Here is a 22,578-nt window from a genome sequence, read left to right on the forward strand (position 1 = left end):
CCATGCCGAGCCGGTCGAAGGTCTCCAGGGCGGCGCGCAGCTGGGCGCGAGCGCGCCCGCGCCGAGCTACGCGCCACCGGCGACGTCCCCGCGGCCCCGCGCCAGGCGGACGATCCGCTCAGCGTCCTCACCGCGCAGGAGAGGCAGGTGGTACGGCTGGCCGCCGCGGGCGCGTCCAACCGCGACATCGCGGCCCAGCTTTACCTCAGCCCACGCACCGTCGGCTACCACCTCTACAAGGCCTTCCCCAAGCTGGGGATCTCCTCGCGGGCAGAGCTGGCCGCGATCGCTACCTGAGCCTGCCGTACAGCTCGGTGATCTTGGCTTCGTCGGCGACGAGCGGCAGCTGGTCGAAGGTCAGGGTCCAGTCCCTCGAGATGCCACCGGTGTCGCCGACACGCTCGATGATGCCGAAGCTGACGGGGTCGGTCTGGCCCTTGGGCAGGAGCGTGCCGTGCCATTCCAAGTACGTCGCGCCGTTGACCTTGACGGCCTGGCCCGGCTGCAGCTGGACATCGCTGACCTGGTCGAAGAACCTCTTCAGGTAGGCGAGCTTGCCCTGCCTGGTGCGCAGCGTGCCGCCGTTCAGGCCAGGGGCGGACAGCGGCGCGCCGGTGAGCCGTTCCACCAGAGCCTCCGCGTCCTCGTCGTTCCATGCCTCGGCACGGGCGACGAGCTCATCGGGGCCGAGAACTGGCTTACGGCCCTCGTCGGGGGTGCTGCCGTCGGCGACGTCGGCGAACAGGTCGGGCAACTCGGGGTCGAGCGGCTTGAACCAGGTGTGCCGGTCGTAGTAGCGACGGCCCTGGTCGACCTTGCCACCGTCGGTCAGCTGAACCCGGTAGACCGCAGGGTAGGCGACCTCATGTCCCTTGATCGTGGCCTCGTTGTACGCTTCGAACATCACGGCGGGACCGTTCACAGCGATGCGCGTGCCACGGAAGCGGAAGTCGGGGACCAGGCTGAGCGATCCGCTGATTGACTTTCTGATGGCCTCCTCACCTTGGAGCAGTGGCGTGCTCGCCTTCGCCGGCTCCCACAGCGTCGCGTCCTTGGACCAGATGTCGACGTAGGCACCCACCCGGTCGGAGGTGGTGACCTTGCCGAACTTGATCTGCCGCTTGATGAAGGTGCAGGCGTTGGGCGACACCCAGCCGCTGATGGAGGTGACCTCCGGCCGCGCCTCCGCGCAGCCCGCCGCTCTGTCCCAGCTTTCCCCGGTCGCCTGCGCCGGCCCCGTGATCGTGCAAAGCGTCAGCACCGCCCCGACTGCGAGACCCATCCCCGCAACCCGCGTCGCCTTCATAACCTGCCCCTTTCGATGTTCTTTCAGGTGCCACCGAAATTAGGCCGATCCTCTTCGCGGCAAATCTGTCAACGTGACGGTAGTCAGACGCACCGCACCAGGTAGGTCATGGGAAGCGCCATCGGGTCTGGCCATGTTCGCCCTCGAACTCGTCGAGACCCGCACCTTCAGTTCGACAGTCGTCTACCTCCGCCACCGCGTCGCGCGCCACCCTGCGCTCCAGCGGTGATGTGGCAGTTTCGTACCGGCAGCACGTGGCGGGGCATGCGCTTTCGTGCTCCCGACCACGCGGTCTGAACTGCGTTGATATGGATTTGAATATTGGTCTTTCACCAATATCAATATTGGACAGTGACGATGTCCTGTGATGGTCTCTGCGCATGAAGAAGACGATTTCGCAGGTCCTACGCCACGGGCTCGTCGCCGCCGCGCTCGCCTCGCTCACTGTCTACGGCATCCCCGCGTACGGTGCCACCGCCCACGAGCGCGCCCCGCGCGGCGGCGCCATGGTCGCGACGGCCCATGAGGTCAGGCCGGGTACCGTTGTACGCGATGATCTGCGCGCGGTGTTCGACGCGGCGAAGGTGCGCGGCACGTTCGCGTTGCTGGACGTGTCGTCCAGGAAGGTAACCGTGGTGGACCGCGGGCGCGCCGAGAAGCCAATGGTCCCCGCCTCCAGTTTCAAGGTCCCGCACGCGCTGGTCGCTCTGCAGACCGGCGTGGTCAAAAACCCCGACGAGGTGATCCCCTGGGACGGCACGCCGCAGCCGTTCCCCGAGTGGGAGAAGGACATGAGCATGCGCGAAGCCGTTCGCGTCTCCAACGCGGCGGCGTTCCAGGTGATCGCCCGCCGCATCGGCCTCCAGCGCGAACGGCAGTGGCTGCACCGGCTGAACTACGGCAACCGGCAGACCGGGACGGTGGTGGACCGGTTCTGGCTGGACGGCCCGCTGAAGATCTCGGCGGTGGAACAGACCAGGTTCATGGAGCGGCTGGCCGCCCTGCGTCTGCCCGCTTCGCGCGAGCATCAGCGCACCGTCCACGAGCTGATCAAGCAGGAGGAGAAGGACGGGTACGTGCTGTACGCCAAGTCAGGCTGGCAGAACGCCCCCGGTCCCGGCACGGGCTGGTGGACCGGGTGGGTCGACCGCGGCGGACGCGTGTACACGTTCGCGCTGAACATGGACATCGCCAAGGACGGCGACGCCGCCAAGCGCGCCACCCTCGCGCGTGAACTGCTGCACCGGCTGAACGTCCTGCCCGCGGCGTGAGCATGCCCTTCTCCGGCCACGGCGACCGTCGCAGGTCGTCGTGGTCGTCGCCATTCAGGCGGCCATCTCGCTGGGCTACTTCGCGGCGATGGCGCACGTCGTCATCCACCTCAGAGTCGACCTGGTGCTTGGCCGCCGGGCTGATCGGCCTGGTGCCGGCGCTGCGCAATCTGGTGCAGCACACGCTCTCCCTGCCGGTCGGCGCGCTGGTGGACGTGCTGATTTGAGGCAACATGCCTCGTCCGCGGCCCCAATCCGGCGAAGCACCTCATGCTCGTCGACCCCGCGGACGAAGACGACGGTGGAGGGGGGTCAAGTCGGCATAGGGCAAGATCAGAAACTTACCGATGGGTTCGACGTTCGTCTCCTGAGCCAGATCGTGGACGTCTCATGGCAGGTCGACCCGGGGCTGTAATCCTCTCCCAGACCGGGGACCAGGCGTCCTTCTGGGTCGCGGTCTTCGCCTGCTCCGGAGGAGCATCGTGGCGTTCTTGCGCTCGTTCTCGATTCCAGGGGTAGAGGGCATCGTGCCCGGACCCGGCTGAACTCGCCATCCGGGCGGCTGGCCGGCGATCGGCGAGTGCGGGCTGAACCCGTGACGTGGCGTCCACGGGAGAGCCGGGTGAGACATCCTCTCCGTGCACGCCACCCCTCGCGAGCACCCCGGTCGAGATGATCCTTCAAGCCCTTGAGCGGGCTGTCCCAGTCGCGAGCCAGCGCGGCCATGAACCGCTGCGCCACCTGCATCGGCCCGGAACACAGCCGGCGACGCACCGATCGGTTGCGTCAACCGTTCCGGCGGGGCGGGGCGTCCGCATCCCAACAGGCGCGATCGCCGACGCGGGCTGCGTGGTGGACGAGGCAGGATCCGTGCCAAGGATGGTCGAACCCGCCGTCTGCTCTGTACGATCGGCTTGATCTTGGTGCGCGATGCGAGGAGATCGCTGATGGCCGATCCGATGGGCTTACGACGGGCGCGGACATTCCTGCGGGGTACGCTGGCCGTGGCTCTGGCCGCGGTGGTGACGGCGTTCGCACCGACCGCCGAGGCGGGGGCGCACGCGAATCCGCAGTGGACCGAATGCGCCGGCATCACCGACCCCGAGCTGCAGTGCGCCGCCGTGACTGTGCCGCTGGACCACCGGCACCCGCGAGGCCGTACGATCTCGATCGCCATCTCCAGGCTCCCCGCCACCGACCCCGCCAGGCGCCGCGGCGTGCTGCTCACCACCGGGGGCGGGCCCGGCGGGCCGGGAGTGCCGCTGCCGAGCACCCTGGCGCCGTTCCTGTCCGCTGACGTCCGCGCCCAGTACGACCTGATCGGATTCGACATCAGGTTCGTCGAACGCAGCACCCCCATCAGCTGTGGGCAACCCGTCGAGGAACCGGCCGGCTACTGGGTCCGTACGGCGACACCCGGGAGCTTCGCCGCCGACTCCACGGAGGCGCGGCAGTACGCGAAGGACTGCGAACGCGCCGCGCGATGGGCGCTGCCCTACGCCACCACCGTGAACGCCGCCCGGGACATGGACTTCATCAGGGGCGGCCCTGGGCGAGGACAAGATCTCTTACCTGGGCGGATCGTACGCCGGGATGCTCGGCGCCGTCTACGCCGCCCTTTTCCCGCACCGCGTGGACCGGTTCGCGCTGGACAGCCCGGTCGACCCGGCCACCATCTGGCGCCCGTTCGAACTGGCCCGCACCCCGGCGTTCGACCGAGGCTTCGCCGAACTGGCCGACTGGATCGCCGAGCGGGACACCGACTACGGCTTCGGCGACACCGCTCAGGAGGTCACGCGGGCCGTCAGCAGCTTGCTCGATCGGGCGCGGACGTCGCCGATCGTCATCGCCGGTCACCCGTGGACCGCGGGCGAACTCGGCTCCTTGATCGTGGCCGGGATCTACTACGAGCAGTACGCAGGGCTGATCGCCTCGGCGCTGGCGGCCGTCGCCGCCGGTCAGGAGCCGTTCGTGCCGTTCCCGATCCGCCCCGTGCCGCCGCCGGGTGTCGCCGGGGTGCCTGCGGACAATCACACGGCCGTCAACATCGCCTACCGCTGCGCCGACGGTCCTTGGCCCCGCGATCCCCGTACCTATCTGCGGGACCTCGCTACCTACGGCACGCGGTACCCCCTCTTCGGACCGGCCAACGCCAACATCACCCCCTGCGCCTTCTGGCCCCCGGCGATGGACCACCCGGCGCCGCCGACGCCCGGCCAGGTATCCGACCGGGCCCCCGGCGTCCTTGTAACGGCCGCGCTCAGGGACGTGGCGGTGCCCCTCGCCTTCAGCCGGGCCGTGGCGGCCCGCCTGCCGGGATCACGCCTGGTCACCGTCGATGCCCGTACGCACGCGCCGTTCCCCTACCACGGCGACGCGTGCTTGAACGGAGCGGTGAACGACTTCCTCTCGGCCGGTGTGCTACCCGCGTCCGACCTCGCCTGCTGACCACGGCAGGGCAGCCTTACGCTGCGTATCGCTGGGGGCGGCGCGGGCTCGAACACCGCGAGCGGTGGCGGTTCCTCGACCACGTGGTCGAGGAACCGCGGTCGCCGCCGCCCACCGGAGCAGGCGAGCCAAGGCTCACGCACACTTACCGATGATCCGCTACTCTCCGCTGAGGACGGACGTCACGGTGCGATCCGGCATCTCGCGCCGTTGAGGTAGAAGGCCGTAGGCGCGGGATTGCTGCCCGTGCTGGAGCCGGTGAAGCCGATGCGGAGGGTCTGTCCGGGCGCGATGTCGCTGTTCCAGTGCGGGTGCCCGGCCGTCACGGCCGTGCCCGTCTGCGACCAGGCGGCGGACCAGCCCGAGGTGACGCGCTGGCCCGCGTCGGGGAAGTCGAACGTCAGGCGCCAGTCGCGGATGGGTGTGCTGCCCGTGTTGGTGATCGTGAGGTTGGTGCTCATGCCGGAGTTCCACGCCCACGACGCGTACGTCACGTCACAGTCGCCCACCGGCGGCGGCGTTGGTGACGAGATGACGTCGTTGTAGATGGTCACGGTCACCGTGGGGGAGGCGGGCCCTGGCGTGTTCCACGTGTCCACGGCCACCACGTCCAGGATGTGCGTCTGCGAGGGCACGCCGGACGGCGGCCACGGCAGGTACACCGTGCCCTCGGTGGCCGTCGCCTGGAACGTCGCCATCGTGGTGGCTGTGCCGTCGCGCCGCTCCCGTACCCGGTAGCAGGCGATGCCGTTGTTGTCCGTGGCGGCGGTCCAGCGCAACTCGACCGAGTTGAGCAGCACCCGTACCACCTCAAGTGTCGCGGGCGCGGTCGGCGGACTGTTGCTGGGGGGTAGTGTCGGCAGCGAGGTCCCCGTACTGCACGGGGCCGGCGAGCCGGACGGATCCGGCGACGAGGACGGCCCGGCGTCCAGGGCCGCCATGGCGGTTCCGGCGAGCAACGCGATGAACGCGACCGCCGCGACGAGTCCCGACAAGCCCACCCAGGTCTTCTGCATCAGCCAGTGCCCCTCCGTCGCCCGGCCGTCTCGACGGACATTGTGTGCGCGCTCACGCATGGGGTCAACGAACCACCTGATCCACCGCGCGTAGCTCCTGGTGAACCGTGTGGGCGGATGAATCTTTCAATTCCTGGACCGGGTCTAGCCGTCGGCCGCGAAAACGGAGCGGGCTCCAACACCACGTCACCGTGTCCACCGCCGACGTGGATGCCGGGGCTGCGGTTCGCTGGGGCGTACGACCTCGCCGAACGTGACACTGTCACACTCGCGTGTCCCAGCAAGATTCGATCTTGGTGACAGATATCGCTGGGCAGCGATGTCCTGTCGCAACGAGTTGGCGTGTGATCATGGAACGGCTGTGAGGCCGGGGAACCAGGCGTCCCTTCTTGGTTGCAGTCTTCGCTCGCCGTAGGAGCATCGTGGCGTTCTTGCGCTCGTTCTCGATCCAGAGATAGAGGGGATCTTGCCGCCATTCGTTCCCGTCCGGCCCAGTCCTGCCGTAATGGCGAGCGACGGTCCGCCGGATCTCGGCCGGCAGAGCTGGCTCGATGCCCAGAGCGAACCCTTCCCGCTTGGGGAGGGCCATGGCTCCCCAGGCAGGTGCAACCGCTGGTGCTGGCCTCCCCGCGCCCATCTCGCGACGATGTAGTCCGCGTCGCGAAAGGCGGTCATGACGGCGTTGTGGCCGTAGCGTCGTCGCAGTCGGCGATGGAGGCGGTTAGCTTGGCAAATCGGCTCAACGCGGTCAACGAGTGGTTGAGGAGCGGACGAGTCACCGTTGAAGGCGATCCAGCGTCGGTGATGCCAGCAGATCACGTCTTCCGGATGGTGCCAGCGGACGGGGGCGTCGTCTTGTGGTTCCAGACCGTGTCTGAGCAGGCATAGTCGACAGAAACTGCTTGCTGCCGCTCAGGAGCTCACGCAGTGAGGACGTCGCGAGGTGATTGACCTTGGCAAGGCGGCTCAGATAGGAGTTCAGGGTTTCGTCCAGCAGGGGGCCGGTCGCCGCGGCAAGACCCGCAGCGGTGGGGCCTTCCAGGAGAGGGAGAGCTGCTGTGAGATCACGCGGCGTCTCCGCCTTCGGACTCGGCGGCGTGGTCGACGGGGATCTCGTCGAGGAGTTCGCGGGTGATGGCCTCGCTGTCGTTCTGGATCGCGCTGATTGCTCCGGCGCGGATCCGGTGTACAGGCTTCCGATCATGCCGCCGGTCCGGCGATGCAGATACTTGGAAAGCTCGGTGAGCGAGCCGGGCTTGTGCTGGTGAAGGCGGAGGGCGCCTTCCATGGCGGCGACCAACTGCTTCCATTCCGCCTGGTAGGGGAAGGGGCGACTGTTGATGAGGACGCAGCGGCCGGCGATCTGCTTTCCTCGCACTCCAGTCAACAGGCCCTGGCGTTCAACGTTGATGCCGGCGTAAATGAAGGTGGCGGGCAGGTGCTCGGTGAAGTACTTCAGGTGATCGGACATGTCCTCGCCTGCGCTGGTGGCGAGGTTGAGGTTGTGGATCTCGTCGACCAGGACCAGGTCGCAGCGTGCTTCGATGAGGGTCTGGCAGACGGCGTGGGAGATGTCGGTGGTGTTCGACGATAGTTCGTGCACATCCGAGCCGCCGCGCGCTGGCTCACAGCATCGATTGTCGCAAGCCAGCGCGCCCTCTTCACCACAACCGATGGCGAAAGGCCCATCGGCTGGCAGGCTTGCCGCTACAGGTCGAGCTGTAGTGTCACCCTCTGGCGCGTTGGCAGGTAGCCGAGCGCGTCATTGATGACACGCATGTGGCGATTGCTGTCGGCGGTATCGGTCAGCAACCCATCGAGGTCCGGGTAGCGCTCGCGTGCCTGCCGGATGGCCTCGGCTTTCATCCAGCGGGCCAGGCCGTGCCCGCGATGTTCGGGGAGCACGCCGGTGGCGTAGTGCTGGGCATCGCCCTTGCCGTCTCCCGGGACGACCAGCTCGGTGAATCCGGCGGATGGAATCATCTGACTCGGCGATGGCGGCGACGGTATGGAGCAGGTCGCCCCGGGTCTCGATTGCCTGCGCCGCCTCCCGTACGCGTTGGACGTCCCAATTCACGGTGCCGTAGTCGGTGTCGTCCATCGGCATGTCGTCCAAGGCGTGGCGGGACGCGGTGAACGTCTCAGCCAGCTCATCGGGCACGGCCCCGTCCCACGCGACCAGCCGGTAGCCGGGATGTGGGCTGTGCACGATCTCCATGAGACCGGCGAGATCAGCCTGAGCCAGCGGCAGCCGTGCAAATGTCAAAGTCGACACCTTGCGGAAGCCCCGCGCCGACAGGAAGACCTCTCCCGACGAAGCGGGCTCTACCTGGGCGATGACGCAGCGCCGATCCTCTTCGCGGGCAGCGGCCAGCGCGGTGGTCAGCAGGAGAGAACCGACGCCGCTCCGCTGCTCGGCCGGGTGGACCTGGAGATCGAGCTCGGCCAGATGATCCCGGCCCGCCCTGATGAACAGGCGAAGGAACGCTGATCCGACGGGAACGCCGGTCGGCAGGGTGGCCAGCCACGCGAGGCGCCGACTGGACGACGTGAGTTGAGGGTCAATCAAAGGGGTGATGCGAATCGACACGATGTCTCCGGCTTGATGAGGTTGGTGAAAGCAGAGCTGCGGCTTCGCTGCTGAACGGTCCTGCGCATCTGCTGCACACCTCCTCCAAGAACGGCCTCGACATCGGACGCGATCAAGACTATAGCGGCCCTGGGCATCGCTCACCCGTTCAGTCCCGGCACAGCGCGACGGTGGGACGTGACCAAGCCGATGAACGCGGAAACCGTCGATGCATCGGCCGGAGAATGAGGCCCAACCCGCTCACGGATAAAGATCACGAGTTCAGAAACAGACACCGAGACTTCCGCCCATCCACGCCAACTCGGTGAGACATCCGCTCCGCGCACGCCACCTACATGAGACACCGGGTGTGCGTGATCAGGTAGTCACGCCAACCAGGTGAGACGGAACAGCGAATCACGCCAGGTGGATGAGACGCAGGCCAGGTCTCGTGAGACAGGACACGTACTTCCGCGCCGGCCCAGGTGGTGGCGGAGAGTCGTGCGACGGTTACTTGCGGGAATTCTGCATTCCCGCAAGTTGCTGTCTCTCCGCCGCGACGCAACAGATCAGAATTTCTGATTTTGTTTTTCTAGAAAACAGATAATGATAGGGTGCCGCTGTGACGGCAGAGACTGGCGTGGTGACGCCGTGCAAGCACTGTGGGGCGCCGATCGAGCAGCGACGGGGGAGAGGCCGCCCCAAGGCGTACTGTCCCGAAGGCGACTGCCAGGCCGCCGCCAAACGGGAAAGGGAGCTGCGTCGCGCCACCCCAGGGCTGGAGGGGGCACTGGCCAGGGCCGAGCAGTTGTACGAGCGGATGGAGAGCGGGCTCTCGGCCGCCATCGAGCCGCTCGCGCAGGCGCTCGCCCAGGAGCTGAGCCCCGCCGGGGTGGAGGCGAAGTTGAGCGCCGTCCAGGCCGAGGCGCACACGCGCGTGGCGGTCGCGCGCGCCGAGCGGGAGCAGGCGTTCGAGCAGGTACGGCTGGCCCGCGAGGCGGCCGAGCACGCCCGCCGGGAAGCGGCGCAGATGCGGCTGCGGGTCGAGGAGGCCGAGGCCGAGCGCGACACCGCCCTCGGCGACGGCGAGCGGGCACGCGAGCAGGCCCTCGCGGCGCTGCGCGAGGCGGCCAGCACCGAACGGCAGGCGTTGCAGAGCGCCGAGAAGTCCGCGCGCCGCGCGGAGCAGGCCGAGCGGCGGGCGAAGGAGGCCGTGGCCCGGGTCGAGCTGGCCGAACGGGCTCGTGACCAGGCGGTTCAGGAGCTGGCCGAGCGGGTGGAGGCAGCCGAGACCCGTACGCGGGAGGCCCGGGAACAGGCCGTACAGGCCAGTGAGGACGCCGAGCTGGCGCGCTCGGAGCGCGACCAGGCACGGGTGGACGTGGCCGCGGCGGTGCACGCGCGGCAGGAGGCCGAGCGTGACGTGGCGGCGGCCAGGGCGCGGGCGGAGGCGGCGGAGCAGGAGCGTGACCGGGCCGTCGCGCGGGCGGAGAGCGCCGAGCGTGCCGCCGCGCAGGCGGAACGCGACCGAGCCCTGGCCCTCAACGAGGCCGAGCAGGCGCGCGAGAGCGCCGCCGCCCGCGTCGCGCAGGTGCAGGAGAACGCCGCGGCTGAGATCGCGCAGGTACGCCGGGGCGCCGCGGCTGAGGTGGCGCAGGTACGCCGGGGCGCCGCGGCTGAGGTGGCGCAGGTACGCGAGGCGGCCGAAGCGGAGGTGGCGGCGGCCGTGCGTGACCGTGAACGCGTGGAGCGCGAGCTCGCCGCCCTGGCCGAGAGCCTGGAGGTGACCCGGCGGGAGGCCGCCGAGCTGGCCGAGCGGGAGGCGGCAAGCCGGGCCGAGGCCGTGGCCGCCGAGCGGGGGAGGGCCGACGCCCTGTCCGGCGAACGTGACGAGCTGCGGGTGGAGCTCCGGCTGGAACGGGCACGGCTGGACGACGTACGGGCGCAGCTGGAGGCGGTCCGGACCGAGGCGGCGGAGCTGCGGGAACGTGCGGTGGCGGCGGAGCTGCGCAGCGGCACGTAGTGCCGCCGGTTCCCGCGACGATGCTCAGAGCTGCCGGACGAGGTTGAAACAGGCCGCGTGTTGATCAGGGGTTAGCGAGGTGAGCGTCCCACAGAGAGATGATCGAGGGCGTCAGAGGCGATGGGGCGAACAGGCCTGGGTCAGCCGCGCGGGATCCGGGGTTGAGGAACCGGCGGACAGCCGCTATCGATGAAAATGATCTTGCTAGGGCGCCGAAAGGGCAGCAGCCGGATGCGGTGGGATAGCTGCTGGTCAGCGTCCGACGAGTGCCGCATAGGCGGTGGAGCGGCCGATTTTGAGAGTGCGGGCGGCTTCGGTGACCGAGATGCCGTCGTCGACCAGGCGGCGTAGTATGGCCAGCTCGGCGGGGCCGATGACGTGCGGCCGGCCGGTCTTCTTCTTGCCGGACAGCATGGCACCGGAGGTTTCGCGGCGCTTGGCGGCGGCGATGCCCTCGGCCTGGCGCTCGGCTCGCAGCTCCAGCTCGTATTCCGCGGCTGCGGCCAGGACCGCGAACATGAACCGGCCCTCCTTGGTGCCCAGATCAAAGTTCTCGGTCAGCGACACCACGGTGATGCCCCGGTCGCGCAGTTCGTTGACCGTGGTCAGCACGTGCCCCGCTGAACGGCCCCACCGGTCGGACTTCCAGAACTGCTGCGTGTCGCCCGCCTTGGGCAGGGTCAGGAGCGCCTCCCAGGCCGGTCGTACGACACCGCGCTTGCCCGATTCCTTTTCCATGACCAGCTCGTCGTAGCCGCTGGCCGCCAGGGCGTCGAGCTGGAGCTGCGGGTTCTGGTCACGTGTCGAGACTCGTGCGTACGCCCAGACAGTCATCAGCCACCCTCCCGGCGGTGTCCAGAAACGGGCTCCGTGGCGGCAGAGGCCGAGCTGGGGGATGAACATCCGGACCGCGTCCGGCTACCGTGATCACCGCTACGGGGTTCGGGGCAGCCGGTCAGGCTCGCCTGCTGGTCACGCTCTGCGGACAGCTTTCAGCAACTCCAGCGCGCGGTTGATGGTGTGGGATGTTGCGTACGTGAACGCCGTTGTTGTCTGAGCTGAAGTTGGCCGAGGCTCGGCCGCCCCGCCACGTTGACGAAGGTGACGTGGCTGGGCGTCGTGCTGGCAGCCGTCGGCGGAGGTCAGCGTCTGGCCTCAGACAGGCGGGGGAACAGCAGTCGGGCGTTGCGGTGGCCGATGTCGGTGGTGTCCTGGTCGGAATTCTGGAGGTGGCCGTTGAAGTAGGAGACGGCGAGTTCGGGGACGAAGGGCCAGTCGCTGGCGTACAGCACATGTCCCGGCTTGGCGAACGCGAGTAGAGAGGGCAGTGCGGCCGGGCTGGCGGACAGGGCGGTGTCGAAGGAGAAGCCGGCGAAGTCGTCCAGGATGTGGTCCAGGTCCCGGCCGGTCTCGGCGAACAGGGCCAGGGCCAGGCGGTGCGCCGCGTACGGGAGGAAGCCGCCGGCGTGCGCCAGGATGAACCTGATGTGCGGGAAGCGGCGCGGCACGTCGTGGCGGACCAGGTTGAAGGCTGCGCGGGTGGTGTCGAGCAGGAAGTCGGCGGCGAACGGCGGGATGCCCGGCGCGGCGGGGCCGGGCAGGTCGGCAGGGTGCACGAGGACCACGGCGGAGCGGTCGTCCAGCGCCGTCATGAGCGGGTCCAGGGCCGGGTCGCCCAGGTAGAGGCCGCGGCTGTTTGCCAGCAGGATCACCCCGTCGGCGGCCAGTTCGTCGAGGGCGTGCGCGGCCTCGGTCACGGCGGCGTCCACGTCGGGCAGGGTGAGCGTGGCGAACAGCCCGAACCTGCCGGGATGGGCCTGGGCCAGCCCGGCGCCGAACTCGTTCACGGTGCGTGCCATCGTTGCGGCGTCGGTGCCGTCGCCCAGATGCACGCCCGGCGTGCTGATGGACAGGATCGCGGCGGCGATGCCCTGGCGGTCCATCAACTCCAGCGCCAGTGCAGGGCTCCACTCAGGCAGCTCGCGCCCGCCGGGAGCATGGACCCCGTGCTCGCGCAGCCAGCGCGCGTAGTCGGCGGGGATCATGTGTTGCTGGACGTCGATGTATCCGGTCATGCGGGTTCTTGCCCTTCTTCCTGTCGATGGGGCACGTCGGGGAGCCGCAGCAGCCGGTCGGCTTGGCGGAGGACGGCCTGCAGGTACTGGCGTGTGGCGGCGGGGTCGGCTGGTGTGTCCGGGTTGATGAGCATGCGGTACATGGCCGCGCCGACGACCATGTCGATCACGGTGTCGAGGTCGGCGTCGGCGGCCAACTGGCCGTCGCGGCGGGCGCGTTCCAGCGCGGCGTGGATCAGCTGGCGGCGGGGCTGGATGTACTGCTCGCGGTAGGTGGCCAGCAGCGACGGCCGGGTGACGCTGGAGCCGATGAGCTGGGCGAGGATCGCCCGGAAGCGGGCGTCGCCGAAGGTGTGCACCCAGGAGTCCATGAGCCGTTCTTCGACCGGCTGCGTCGTGGCGTCGGTGGTGGCCCAGATGTCGTTCTCGGGGACGAGGGTGCGGGCCTGCTCGATCGCCTGAGTGAGCAGTTCCTCCTTCGATGACCAGCGCCGGTAGACGGTCACCTTGGCCACGCCGGCGCGCTTGGCGATCTGCTCGAAGTTCGCGCCCTCCAGGCCGCGTTCCACGAACAGCTCGAGCGCCGCTTTCATGATCGCCTCGTCGGCCTCGGGGTCACGGGGCCTACCCCGGGTGCGCCGCGTAGAGGTCATCGGAGCTCCACCCGTCCCAAGCCCATGCCGGACGCCGGCGGCACGAAGTGGGGGGTGTGCCCGGGCCGCAGCCGCCAGTCGGGGGTGAGGACGGCCTCCATGTATCGGCGCAACTCCCGCAGCCCCTCCTTGCCGGGCGTCCCGTGGGCGAACGCGGAGACGACCAGGTCGGACTGGTAGCGGGTGTTGTCGTGGGCGAACAACGGCACGGTGGCGGGGTCGGAGGCCAGCAGGGTCTGGATGCGCCGGGCGGCCTCGATCTGGTGGGTCGTGTCGGCGCCGCCGATGGTCATTTGGCGGACCTGGTCTGTGGCCAGGTGGGGCAGGGTGTAGAGGGTATCGCCCATGAACAGCACGTTGCCGGCGTCCAGGCGCAGGAGCACGCACATGTGGCCGGGCGAGTGGCCGGGAGTGGGCAGCAGGATGAGGCTGCCGTCGCCGAAGTGGTCCTGACTGTCGGGGAAGGCGCCGAAGGCGCCGGAGTCGAAGGCGGGGAAGGATAGGTTGTTCTTGACCAGGTCGAAGGAGTACGGGTAGACCGTGCCGTGTTCCCAGTCGCGGCGGTCCAGCACCACTGTTGCCTGGGGCAGGTAGCGCAGCCCTCCCGCATGGTCGTCGTGGACGTGGGTGAGGAACACGGTGGTGATCTCCTTGGCGTCGTAGCCGAGCCGGGCCAGGCGGACCCGCAGGTCCTGCTCGGGGGTCATCTGGTACTCGTCACGCTGGGTCAGCAGGCGCGAGACCATCTGGTTGTGGTTGTAGTACCCGTCGTGATCGTGGGTCTGTTCCCAGTTGACGCCGCTGTCGACCAGCATGAGGCCGTGCCGGGGGTGGTCGATGAGGTAGGCGTAGACCGGCACCGCGATCTGCGCTTTGTCCACCAGGGTGCGCAGATAGCCGTTCAGCCCTTCCCAGCCGTCCAGACCGCCGTAGAACTGGCCGTAGGTGACGATGGTGTCGCCGGTGTGAATCGGGAACACCCGCACGGCGCCGTCGACGATCCGCTGCCGCGTGCCCGGGGCGCGCACGGCCGCTTGCCGCTCCTGCTCGCCCCGCGCCAGCACCCCGCGTCGCTGTCGTTCCACCAGATCGACGGACAATCCGCTCAGCACTCCCAGCACCAGCCCGGCACCGCCTGCCAGGAAGGCGCGCCTGGTGCTCCGGGCACTGCGGCCGCCCGCCGCCCGGCGTCCGCGCAGGAAGGTAGCCGCCGCCCATGCCAGGCATGCGGTAGCGGCCAGGGCGAGTAGCACCGGCAGGTCCGTGACGTAGTAGACGACCGCGAGGTAGAGCCCCAGCGTGCCCAGGCCGACCGGAACCCCGATGAACGCCAGCACCCGGCGCCGCGTGGATCGCAGGCCGAGCACACCGGGCCACAACAGCCCGACCACCAATCCGACCAGCAGCAACCCATAGACCACCAGCAGCGGCACCGGCACGTCCTTCAACCGCAGGACAACCAACCAGGCAGCGCCGACCGCAAAGGCGGGAACGAGTAACCCGATCTTGCCTAGAGACTTCAACATCCGGCCACCTCATTTCATAAACGCACACGGATGCGTTTACATAATAGTGCAGCCACGATCACCTCGCGCCGCAGTCCTGGTACGCAAGAAGCGGGGTGCACCGTCGCGTTCAGCGCCGAAACCATGGCGGCCACCTACGGCGCGCTCTAAAAGTTGTTGCAGATAGTAGTTGAACGGGCATCTTACGTGTATGGGTGGGGTGTTACGCGCCGATCCGTTATGGGTGGAGACCTTCACTGGGCTGCGGATGAGCCGGTTCAACCGGCTGTTGCGTGTGGTGCGGGAGCGAGGTGGTGAGGGCCCCGGCAGGGGGCGCGGACGAGGGCGTCCGTGGTGTCTTGCGCTGCCGGAGCGGGTGCTGCTGGTGGCCGTCTACTACCGCACCAACCTGACGATGCGGCAGCTCGCACCGTTGTTCGGGGTGTGCCCGGCCACCGTGTGCCGGATCGTTGCGCGGCTGGGGCCGCTGCTCGCGCTGGAGCCGGTGACGCGCCCCGCCCAGGTGGCGGAGCGGCTGTGGATCGTGGACGGCACCTTGGTCCCGGTGCGGGATCGCACGGTCGGCGCCTCCAGCAAGAACTACCGTTTCTCCGAACGTGCAGGTCATCATCGATGCTGACACCCGGCTCGTGGTGGCGACAGGGCAACCCGCGCCTGGCAACAGGGCCGACGCACACGCCTGGCGGGACTCCGGCCTGGCGGCTCACTGCGAGGGCGTCGCGGTCTTGGGCCGACGGCGCCTATTTCAACACGGGTCTGGTCGTCCCGCACCGAAGACGGGCGGGACGACCTCTGTTGCGAGCTCAGGAGGAAGACAACGCCGAGCACCGGCGCATCCGCGCCCGCGTCGAGCACGTCTTCGCCCGGATGAAGAACTACAAGATCCTGCGTGATTGCCGACAGAAGGGGTCCGGCCTCCACCACGCTGTCCAGGCCGTCGCACACATGCACAACCTCGCCCTCGCGACATGAGCACGGCTGCCACAAAGCCGCACTGACCTGCCGACACACGCATTCCTGCAACAACTTTTAGGGCGTGTATCGAAAGCGAGGCCGCCTGGAGGACTTCGCGGGTGAGGTGTTCACCTCTTCGCCCGCTGTGAGCAACGGTCCAACGGTGGGTTGTACCTGCGAGGGCTGATGCTGGACGGGCGACGCAAATCGATGGTGCCGATGGCTGAGCGGCTGGGCGTGGATCATCAGCGGCTTCAGCAGTTCATCACCTCGTCCACCTGGGACTATGTGGCGGTACGGCGGCGCACGGCGGCCCGGGCGACACAGGTGATCGACGGGGATGCGTGGGTGCTGGACGATACCGGCCACCTTAAGGACGGCGATGCCTCACCGGGGGTGGCCCGCCAGTACAGCGGCACCGCCGGCAAGGTGACCAACTTCCAGATCGCCGTCAGCGTGCATGCCGTCACCGACACCGGCTCGGCTGCGGTGAACTGGCGGCTGTTCCTGCCCGAGAGCTGGGATGACAGCTGCGGCCAGGACCCGGCCGAGGCGGCGGCGATCGCTGAGCGGCGCTCGCGCTGCGCCATCCCTGAGATCAGCGACACCGCCCCAAATGGCAGCTGGCGCTGGACATGCTGGACGAACTCGCCGGTTGGGGGCAGCAACCGCCGCTGGTGGTCGCCGATGCCGGTTACGGGGACGTGACTGCGCCTGCGGCTCGGCCTGAGCGATCTTGGCCTGCCTTATGTCGTCGGCGTCCGGGGCACCACCAGCGTCTATGCCGGCGATGCCGTCCCCGAGGCGGCGCCTACTCCGGCACTGGCCGCCGGCCGGTGGCCAAGTACCGTGACAAGCCGTCCAGCCTGCGCGAGCTGGTGCTGGCCGCGGGCCGTCCGGCGCTGCACCGCATCACCTGGCGACATGGCAGCAAGCGCACCAAGGGCAACCCCACGGCGAGGATGACCTCCCGGTTCAACGCTCTGCGAGTACGCCCGGCCAACCGCGACATCCCCCGCCAAGCCGATGGCCATCTGCCTGGCTGCTGGCTGCTGGCCGAATGGCCACCTGGCGAACCCGAACCCACCGACTACTGGCTGTCCACCCTCCCGAGCGGCATCCGGCTGCGCGACCTGGTACGCCTGGCAAAGATCCGCTTGCGGATCGAGCATGACTACCGGGAGCTGAAGACCGGGCTGGGCCTGGCGCACTTCGAGGGCCGTTCCTTCACCGGCTGGCACCGGCACGTCACCCTGGTCTCGGCCACCCATCCGTTCCTCACCGAACTCCGCTTGACCAGCCCAAAAGCCTGCGGGGCGGCCTGACCTTCTACAAGATCTTGCACATGCTCCAGGTGCTCTTAGCCACTTGGAGCGGCCGATGCCTCACCTGCCATCAACGACCACCATCACGAACTAACAAAGCACTACTAGCGGCGAAGCGAGCGTTTCATTCTTGACATGAGGTCAGTTCCTCTCGGAGCGGATGCAGACCGCGGGACACCGCCTGTCGCGACCCGCTCACCTGGGCCGGACCGGGGACAGGATGCGGCACTGCCCGGAGATCGGCGGTTGACATCCTTGCGATCGATAACATTCCGGTGCGGAGCAATGGGCGGCTCGCGCCGGCGTTCTTCGGCGAGGGGCAGGCCGCCAGCGAAGTCGTTGCTCCACGCTTGATCAGATCCTTTTTGCGCGGAATCAATAGGCCGGCAGGCCGCTGGGCGGGTGTTCAAGAGTTGCGGACGAGTCGCCACCGGTTGTCGGCGGTTCCGTTGTCGGAGTCCTGAACGGCCTGGGCGCCGTTGGCGGTGGAGTTGTTCTGGATGGCGAGCAGCTTGCCGCTGTTCACGTTGCGGATCTTGTAGGTTCCGTCGCCGTTGTCGACCACAGTCCACCGGTGGTCGGCTGTGCCGTTGTCGGACCACTGCAGGATGCGGGCACCGTCGACGGTGGACATGTTCTCCACGCCCAGCACCTTGCCGCTGTTGACGTTGCGGAACCGCACGGCGCTGCCGTCGGTCACCATCACCCAGTTGTGGTCCGCGGTGCCATTGTCGGTCCACTGCAGCGCGAGACCGCCGTCCGCTGTGGACATGTTCTGGATGCCGAGGACCAGGCCACTAGCCGCGTTGACCAGCCGGTAGCTTCCCGTCCCGCCGGTGCCCTGCCCGCTGACATTCCAGTAAACGGTGTAGTTGTGCCCCTGCGCATCGTAGAAGGGGATCAGGTTGACCGTCGCGTTATCGGCGGTGGCGGTGAAGGTGAGCGCCGAAGTGCTGGTCCGGGCGATCGAGGAGGGGGTCAGGGCCGGAAGCGACGACAGCGAGGTGTTGCCGTAGTTGCCGGACAGCACGACAGGACCATACGTGATCGCCGCGACGTTCGCGTTGTCGTTGGCCGCCTTCATGGCCACGCGCATGGGCAGGCGCACCGTGACGGTGTCACCGGACGTCCACGAGCGGGTGAGGGTGGCGTAGGAGCCGGGCGTGGTGTCCACGCTCTGCTGCGTGCCGTTGACGCTGATCGTGGCGCCCGACGTCCAGGCGGGGATGCGGATCCGCATCGTCCACGAGCCGCCGACGCTGCCGGTGACCTGCAGGGTCGTGGTGTCACTCGCCGGGTAGGACGTCGTCTGGGTGACCGTGATGCCGCGCTGGGACCAGTTCAGTGTGGATGGCTGGAACAGGTTCACGAACAGCGTGGTGCCGTTGTAGGAGTAGATGGCGTCCACCAGGCTCGTGTTGACCTCCACCCCAGTGCCCTGGCAGCACCAGAACGAGTTGTAGTCAGTGCTCCACGTGCCGCCGCCCCACGCCGGGCCGACCCCACGGCGGCCACCCGGCCGCAGGGGGGTGAAGTAAGTGATGTGCCCGTGGGCGTCCGCCGGGTTCTGGGCACCGATGACGTGGTTGAACAGGGCCCGCTCATAGAAGTCCATGTAGGACGCCTGGCCGGGGTTCAGCAGCCACAGCTCGCGGGTGAGCTTGAGCATGTTGTAGGTGTTGCAGTGCTCGCAGGTGTCGTTGCCGAGGTATCCGGCGATGGCGTTGGGGGCGCGGAAGTGTTCGGCCTGGCTGTTACCGCCGATCACATACGTGTGCGCGTTGACGGTCATGTTCCATGCGTTGTTCGCGATGTCCCGATAGCGGGTGGTGCCGGTCGCCTTGTACTCCCGTGCCGCACCGATCCACTTGGGCACCTGCGTGTTGGCGTGCAGGCCGTTCAGCTGGTCCTGATTGGAGGCGAGCGGGGTGAACACGGCCGCGTGGTCGAACCGCTGAGCCGTCGCGAGCCAGCGCCCGTCACCCGTCTGCTGGTAGATGTCGGTCAGCACCGCGTTCATGCCGCCGAACTCGGTGCCCAGCACATTCTGCATCTGGCTGGAGCTGAGCCGGGAGGTGCGCTGATCCACCCAACCCGCGAGCGCGAGCAGCACGTCGCGGGCCTGGGTGCTGCCGATCAGGCGCCACACGTCGAGCAGGCCGGCCAGCGTCTTGTGAATGCAGTAGTACGGCACATTGCCGTTGCTCAGCGTGCGCGCTTCGAGGGCGCTGAAGTCCGACTCGGGGAAACCGGAGAGGTAACCGGCGCCGAACCCGGCGGCACCGTTGTTCGCCTGGCATTTGGCGAGCTCAGCGACCATGAACGTGGCCTTGTCCCGGCAGATGGTGTCGCCGAGCAAGGCGTACGCCTGGGCCCACGCGGTGAGGAAATGCCCCTGCACGTGGGTGCGGAACGGGAACGACGGGGCGTCCCATCCGCCGTTCGAGGCGGCGCCGTTGGTGGAGAGCCGGTGATTGGCCCGGAAGTTGTACAGCATCCGGTTGACGTCGACGAACCGGAGATAGGAAAGGGTGCGGTTCTGGTTGTCCAGCCAGCGGCCGGAGGTGAGCTGGACCTGCCCGAGGTCAAACAGGTAGGCCGACACGCCGATGTCGGCCCGGGCCGGGGCGACATCGGCCACGGCGGCCGACGTCCCGGCGGCCTGCCCAACAGCCGACGCGGCAACCGCGACACCGGCGGCCTGCAAGAGCTGACGGCGGCTGAGCGATGGGGATGACACGAGACCTCCAACATGGTGAGCTGCGGTCGCCCGGGGACAACGGGCGACGTCACGGCCGCCTCGCCGCACTCGGCAGCCATGGGACGAAGAGGGGAACAACGGCCGGAGTCAACGGCGCAGGGTCCACCGCTGGTTGGCCTGGCCGTTGCAGGACCACAAGATGAGCTTCGTGCCGTTGGCGGTGGCGGCCGCGTTGGCGTCCAGGCACAGCCCGGACTGCACGCCGGTGATGGTGCCGTTGGTGTTGACGTTCCACTGCTGGTTGGCCTGGCCGTTGCAGTCCCAGATGATCACCTGGGTGCCGTTGGCGGTGCCCTGCCCGTAGGCGTCCAGGCACTTGTTGCCGTACACCTGCAACTGCTTGCTTGAGGTGTAGGTGAACCGCTGGTTGGTGCCGCTCCCGCAGTCCCACAACTGCACCTGGGTGCCGTTGGCGGTGCTGCTGTTCGGCACGTCGACGCACCGGCCGGACTGGCCGCCCACGATCTGGACGCCCTGCTGCGGGTTGTCGCCGCCCGCCGGCGCGTAGCCGGCGGCGGCGATGTTGGCCTGTACGGCGTCCTCGGTGGCGGCGGTTGGATAGCCGGAGGTCAACACGCCCTCGAAGAAGGTGCCGCGGCCGGAGACGCTGTTGTCGCCGCCGATGCCGAGCAGGATGGCGCCTTCCTTCTTCATCGGGTGGTAGCCGTTGGGGCGCCGTCCGTCGAAGTAGGTCGCTAGGCCGCCCGACTGTGCGTTGCCGCCCCGGATCGCCCAGTGGTTCGGCTCCCCCTTGACCATCGCCGTGACGAAACGGTGGTTGATCGACGGGATGTTGTTGTAGCCCGCGTTCACCCCCGAGAAGAGTCCCCACTCCAGGTCGGCCATGATCCAGGGACCGGCTCCGGCCCCGTAGCCCCACTGCTTGTCGGCGCCGAAGTAGACGGTCTCCATGATGGCGGGGGAGTCGGCTATGCCATCCGTCTGCGCGTTGCCGTAGTCGAAGCAGCACCACTGGTTGTAGTGCGTGCCGTCGACGACGGCGTAGATGCCCTCGGGCTCGTCGCCCTTGGCGACGCCGTTGGTGTTGTTGTTGCGGTAGCCGGTGCCGGGCTCCACACGGACACCGTACGCCTTCAGCCCACCGATGGTGATCGGTGCCGCCTTCGCGTCGGCGAGGTTGTCCCATCCGCCCGGAGCGGGGCCCTTCCAGTAGCCGGGCGGCGCCTGCGTGAGGCGGTTGTTGCGGCCGGACTGGTCGTAGATGATCGTGATGACGCAGGTCGTGTTGGCGCAGAACGAGTCCTGCGTGGCCGCGTTGACCACCCCGCCCGCGCTCAGCACCCCGATGTCCCGGGTGGTGTTGTCCGACGAACGCCTGACTTGGTAGAGCGGGCCGTCGTAGGCCGCGTACAGGGCACGCGTGGTGCTGTGCGCCGCCACACACGGCGTCCCGCCCGCGGCGTAGATGTCACACGGCTGCGACGTCGCGGCCTGGGCTACACCACCGCCGACCAGGCAGGCAGTGGCGAGCAACGCACCCGCCCCGGCCGCGAGTGGCCTTGTCAGGCTTCCAAAAAGCATCATGCCTTCTCTCAATCAGGAATCATGAGCGGACGGCGCCGATACGCGGGCCCCGGCAAAAGTTGTGTTAGCGCTAACATCAGTTGATGGTCGAATCGATTCGTCGGTAACGCCAGTGCGGAGTCAAATCAACGAAGGCCCCGGCGTCAAGAACGTGGATCGAATCTCTCGCCACCCGGGACTACGCTGTCGGCGCTTCGCCTGGGTTCCTACCGTGAGGCGTTCGCCTCATTGCGATGAGATGTCGTGCAACTTTCATCCCCGCGTCCGCCGGGTGGCGAGCCGTCGCCCGCCTCACGGGCGGTCGTCCGGAGGCCTGGAGCGGGACCGCGCCCGCCGGAAAGCCTCGTCCGGACAGTTCAAGCGGCGTAGGCGGCGCTACTGGATGCGCAACAGCCCTCAAATTCGGCCTCAGGGCACTTAGGCGTGTATCGGAAGTGGAATTGGATGGGTACTCGCCGAGCCCGGGACGGGTGTGTGATGGCACCCGTCCCGGAGGGGTTTCAGCTCAGAGCTGTCGGTAGTAGACCGTGACCGGGAGCGGGGTGCACCCGGGCCTCTCGTACAGGGCCCTGGCGGGTGCGTGGAAGGGGTCTCCTCCGGTACCGATCCGGGCATGGAGCCAAGCGTCAGCCTGACCCAGCCCAGGCAGCCTGATCCGCATGTGTATCTGCGCAACAAATACGCCTTGATCGGTCTGCATCATTCCAAAGGTTTCCTTGCCATCTGATCGTGATGGGACCCAGGATTCCAAGCAGTCTTTGGAATCCTGGAAGAGGCGGCCACGACGGGTGCTCGACGACCCGGCCGCCATGCGGGCATTCGCCCATCCTGTCCGCCTGGCACTGCACGAGCTGCTGATGCGGGCCGGCGCCACGACCGCCGCGGACGCCGCCCGCGAGGTCGGCATCAGCCAGGCACTGGCCTCCTACCACCTGCGGCAACTCGCCAAGTACGGCTTCGTGGAGCAGGCCGAAGCGCGCGACGAACGGGAACGGCCATGGAAGGCGACATCACTCACCCAGGAGTGGTCCGACGTCGAGTCCACCCCCGAGGCCTCGGCCGCCCGCGGCCTGCTGGAACAGGTCATCGCCGAACGGGCGCTGTCA

The 22,578-nt window shown here is 68.2% G+C and carries 16 protein-coding genes and 3 pseudogenes; 8 read left to right on the plus strand and 11 right to left on the minus strand.

The features are described 5' to 3' along the window. Positions 1-297: helix-turn-helix transcriptional regulator (locus AB0H81_RS33125; RefSeq protein WP_358382526.1), on the plus strand; the 297-nt coding region annotated here is incomplete at its 5' end. On the opposite strand, the gene AB0H81_RS33130 is transcribed toward AB0H81_RS33125, so the two are convergent. Beyond that, positions 290-1,282: a nuclear transport factor 2 family protein gene (locus AB0H81_RS33130; RefSeq protein ID WP_358382529.1), complete on the minus strand. Its 993-nt coding sequence runs from the start codon at positions 1,280-1,282 to the stop codon at positions 290-292. The genes AB0H81_RS33125 and AB0H81_RS33130 overlap by 8 nt on opposite strands. A gap of 404 nt (positions 1,283-1,686) precedes the next feature. Between AB0H81_RS33130 and blaOXA the strand changes: the two genes are divergently transcribed. Together blaOXA and AB0H81_RS33140 are read left to right on the plus strand one after the other, a co-directional pair. After that, positions 1,687-2,577 carry a class D beta-lactamase gene (blaOXA, locus tag AB0H81_RS33135; protein ID WP_358382532.1) on the plus strand — a complete coding sequence of 297 codons (891 nt, stop codon included), beginning with the start codon at positions 1,687-1,689 and terminating at the stop codon, positions 2,575-2,577. A 1,548-nt stretch (positions 2,578-4,125) separates the two neighbouring features. Beyond that, positions 4,126-5,025 carry an alpha/beta fold hydrolase gene (locus AB0H81_RS33140; RefSeq protein ID WP_358382566.1) on the plus strand — a complete coding sequence of 300 codons (900 nt, stop codon included), beginning with the start codon at positions 4,126-4,128 and terminating at the stop codon, positions 5,023-5,025. A 182-nt stretch (positions 5,026-5,207) separates the two neighbouring features. On the opposite strand, the gene AB0H81_RS33145 is transcribed toward AB0H81_RS33140, so the two are convergent. From AB0H81_RS33145 to AB0H81_RS33155, 3 genes are all read right to left on the minus strand, one after another. Continuing rightward, on the minus strand, positions 5,208-6,041 hold the full coding sequence (locus AB0H81_RS33145) for a cellulose-binding domain-containing protein (RefSeq protein ID WP_358382535.1): 834 nt from the start codon (positions 6,039-6,041) through the stop codon (positions 5,208-5,210). A gap of 775 nt (positions 6,042-6,816) precedes the next feature. Then, positions 6,817-7,644, minus strand: coding sequence for a hypothetical protein (locus AB0H81_RS33150; RefSeq protein WP_358382537.1), 828 nt, complete (start codon positions 7,642-7,644; stop codon positions 6,817-6,819). A 104-nt stretch (positions 7,645-7,748) separates the two neighbouring features. Continuing rightward, positions 7,749-8,024, minus strand: a complete 276-nt coding sequence (locus tag AB0H81_RS33155; RefSeq protein ID WP_358382540.1) for a GNAT family N-acetyltransferase — start codon at positions 8,022-8,024, stop codon at positions 7,749-7,751. A gap of 220 nt (positions 8,025-8,244) precedes the next feature. On the opposite strand from AB0H81_RS33155, the gene AB0H81_RS33160 reads away from it, so the two are divergent. Continuing rightward, a complete protein-coding gene (locus AB0H81_RS33160; RefSeq protein WP_358382568.1) occupies positions 8,245-8,532 on the plus strand; it encodes a hypothetical protein in 288 nt (95 codons plus the stop codon). Here the strand turns inward: AB0H81_RS33160 and AB0H81_RS33165 are convergent. Beyond that, positions 8,419-8,775 (minus strand): annotated as a pseudogene (locus AB0H81_RS33165) (GNAT family N-acetyltransferase); the annotation flags it as partial. The gene AB0H81_RS33160 and the pseudogene AB0H81_RS33165 sit on opposite strands and share 114 nt — an antisense overlap. A gap of 457 nt (positions 8,776-9,232) precedes the next feature. Here AB0H81_RS33165 and AB0H81_RS33170 point away from each other — a divergent pair. Continuing rightward, a complete protein-coding gene (locus tag AB0H81_RS33170) occupies positions 9,233-10,633 on the plus strand; it encodes a hypothetical protein (RefSeq protein ID WP_358382543.1) in 1,401 nt (466 codons plus the stop codon). 252 nt (positions 10,634-10,885) lie between these two features. Here AB0H81_RS33170 and AB0H81_RS33175 read toward each other — a convergent pair whose 3' ends face one another. The 4 genes from AB0H81_RS33175 to AB0H81_RS33190 all read right to left on the minus strand — a co-directional run bounded on the left by AB0H81_RS33175 (position 10,886) and on the right by AB0H81_RS33190 (position 14,794). Next, complete coding sequence (locus tag AB0H81_RS33175) at positions 10,886-11,467, minus strand: recombinase family protein (RefSeq protein WP_358382546.1); 582 nt, start codon at positions 11,465-11,467, stop codon at positions 10,886-10,888. Positions 11,468-11,775: 308 nt separating this feature from the next. Beyond that, positions 11,776-12,708, minus strand: a complete 933-nt coding sequence (locus AB0H81_RS33180; RefSeq protein ID WP_358382549.1) for an amidohydrolase family protein — start codon at positions 12,706-12,708, stop codon at positions 11,776-11,778. Next, positions 12,705-13,301 carry a TetR/AcrR family transcriptional regulator gene (locus AB0H81_RS33185; protein ID WP_358382552.1) on the minus strand — a complete coding sequence of 199 codons (597 nt, stop codon included), beginning with the start codon at positions 13,299-13,301 and terminating at the stop codon, positions 12,705-12,707. The genes AB0H81_RS33180 and AB0H81_RS33185 overlap by 4 nt, the downstream gene beginning before the upstream one ends. A gap of 56 nt (positions 13,302-13,357) precedes the next feature. After that, positions 13,358-14,794 carry an N-acyl homoserine lactonase family protein gene (locus AB0H81_RS33190; protein ID WP_358382555.1) on the minus strand — a complete coding sequence of 479 codons (1,437 nt, stop codon included), beginning with the start codon at positions 14,792-14,794 and terminating at the stop codon, positions 13,358-13,360. A gap of 283 nt (positions 14,795-15,077) precedes the next feature. On the opposite strand from AB0H81_RS33190, the pseudogene AB0H81_RS33195 reads away from it, so the two are divergent. Then, positions 15,078-15,859: pseudogene (locus AB0H81_RS33195) on the plus strand (transposase). A gap of 168 nt (positions 15,860-16,027) precedes the next feature. Then, positions 16,028-17,166: pseudogene (locus AB0H81_RS33200) on the plus strand (IS701 family transposase). Positions 17,167-17,572: 406 nt separating this feature from the next. Here AB0H81_RS33200 and AB0H81_RS33205 read toward each other — a convergent pair. Together AB0H81_RS33205 and AB0H81_RS33210 are read right to left on the minus strand one after the other, a co-directional pair. Beyond that, a complete protein-coding gene (locus AB0H81_RS33205) occupies positions 17,573-19,906 on the minus strand; it encodes a beta-L-arabinofuranosidase domain-containing protein (RefSeq protein ID WP_358382558.1) in 2,334 nt (777 codons plus the stop codon). 108 nt (positions 19,907-20,014) lie between these two features. Beyond that, positions 20,015-21,421 (minus strand): arabinofuranosidase catalytic domain-containing protein, encoded by a 1,407-nt coding sequence (locus AB0H81_RS33210; RefSeq protein ID WP_358382561.1) that lies wholly within the window; start codon positions 21,419-21,421, stop codon positions 20,015-20,017. Between the two features lie 809 nt (positions 21,422-22,230). Here AB0H81_RS33210 and AB0H81_RS33215 point away from each other — a divergent pair. After that, positions 22,231-22,578 (plus strand): helix-turn-helix domain-containing protein (locus tag AB0H81_RS33215; protein ID WP_358382564.1); only part of this gene is annotated, 348 nt, incomplete at its 3' end.

Origin of the sequence: Nonomuraea sp. NPDC050691 (assembly GCF_040654455.1) — a bacterium.
Taxonomy (GTDB): domain Bacteria; phylum Actinomycetota; class Actinomycetes; order Streptosporangiales; family Streptosporangiaceae; genus Nonomuraea.

What these genes read in the sequence shown, in the direction of transcription:
- AB0H81_RS33130 (WP_358382529.1), bottom strand. Translation starts at nt 1,282, where the DNA reads ATGGGTCTCGCAGTCGGGGCGGTGCTGACGCTTTGCACGATCACGGGG.
- blaOXA (WP_358382532.1), top strand. Translation starts at nt 1,687, where the DNA reads ATGAAGAAGACGATTTCGCAGGTCCTACGCCACGGGCTCGTCGCCGCC.
- AB0H81_RS33145 (WP_358382535.1), bottom strand. Translation starts at nt 6,041, where the DNA reads ATGCAGAAGACCTGGGTGGGCTTGTCGGGACTCGTCGCGGCGGTCGCG.
- AB0H81_RS33155 (WP_358382540.1), bottom strand. Translation starts at nt 8,024, where the DNA reads ATGATTCCATCCGCCGGATTCACCGAGCTGGTCGTCCCGGGAGACGGC.
- AB0H81_RS33175 (WP_358382546.1), bottom strand. Translation starts at nt 11,467, where the DNA reads ATGACTGTCTGGGCGTACGCACGAGTCTCGACACGTGACCAGAACCCG.
- AB0H81_RS33180 (WP_358382549.1), bottom strand. Translation starts at nt 12,708, where the DNA reads ATGACCGGATACATCGACGTCCAGCAACACATGATCCCCGCCGACTAC.
- AB0H81_RS33185 (WP_358382552.1), bottom strand. Translation starts at nt 13,301, where the DNA reads ATGAAAGCGGCGCTCGAGCTGTTCGTGGAACGCGGCCTGGAGGGCGCG.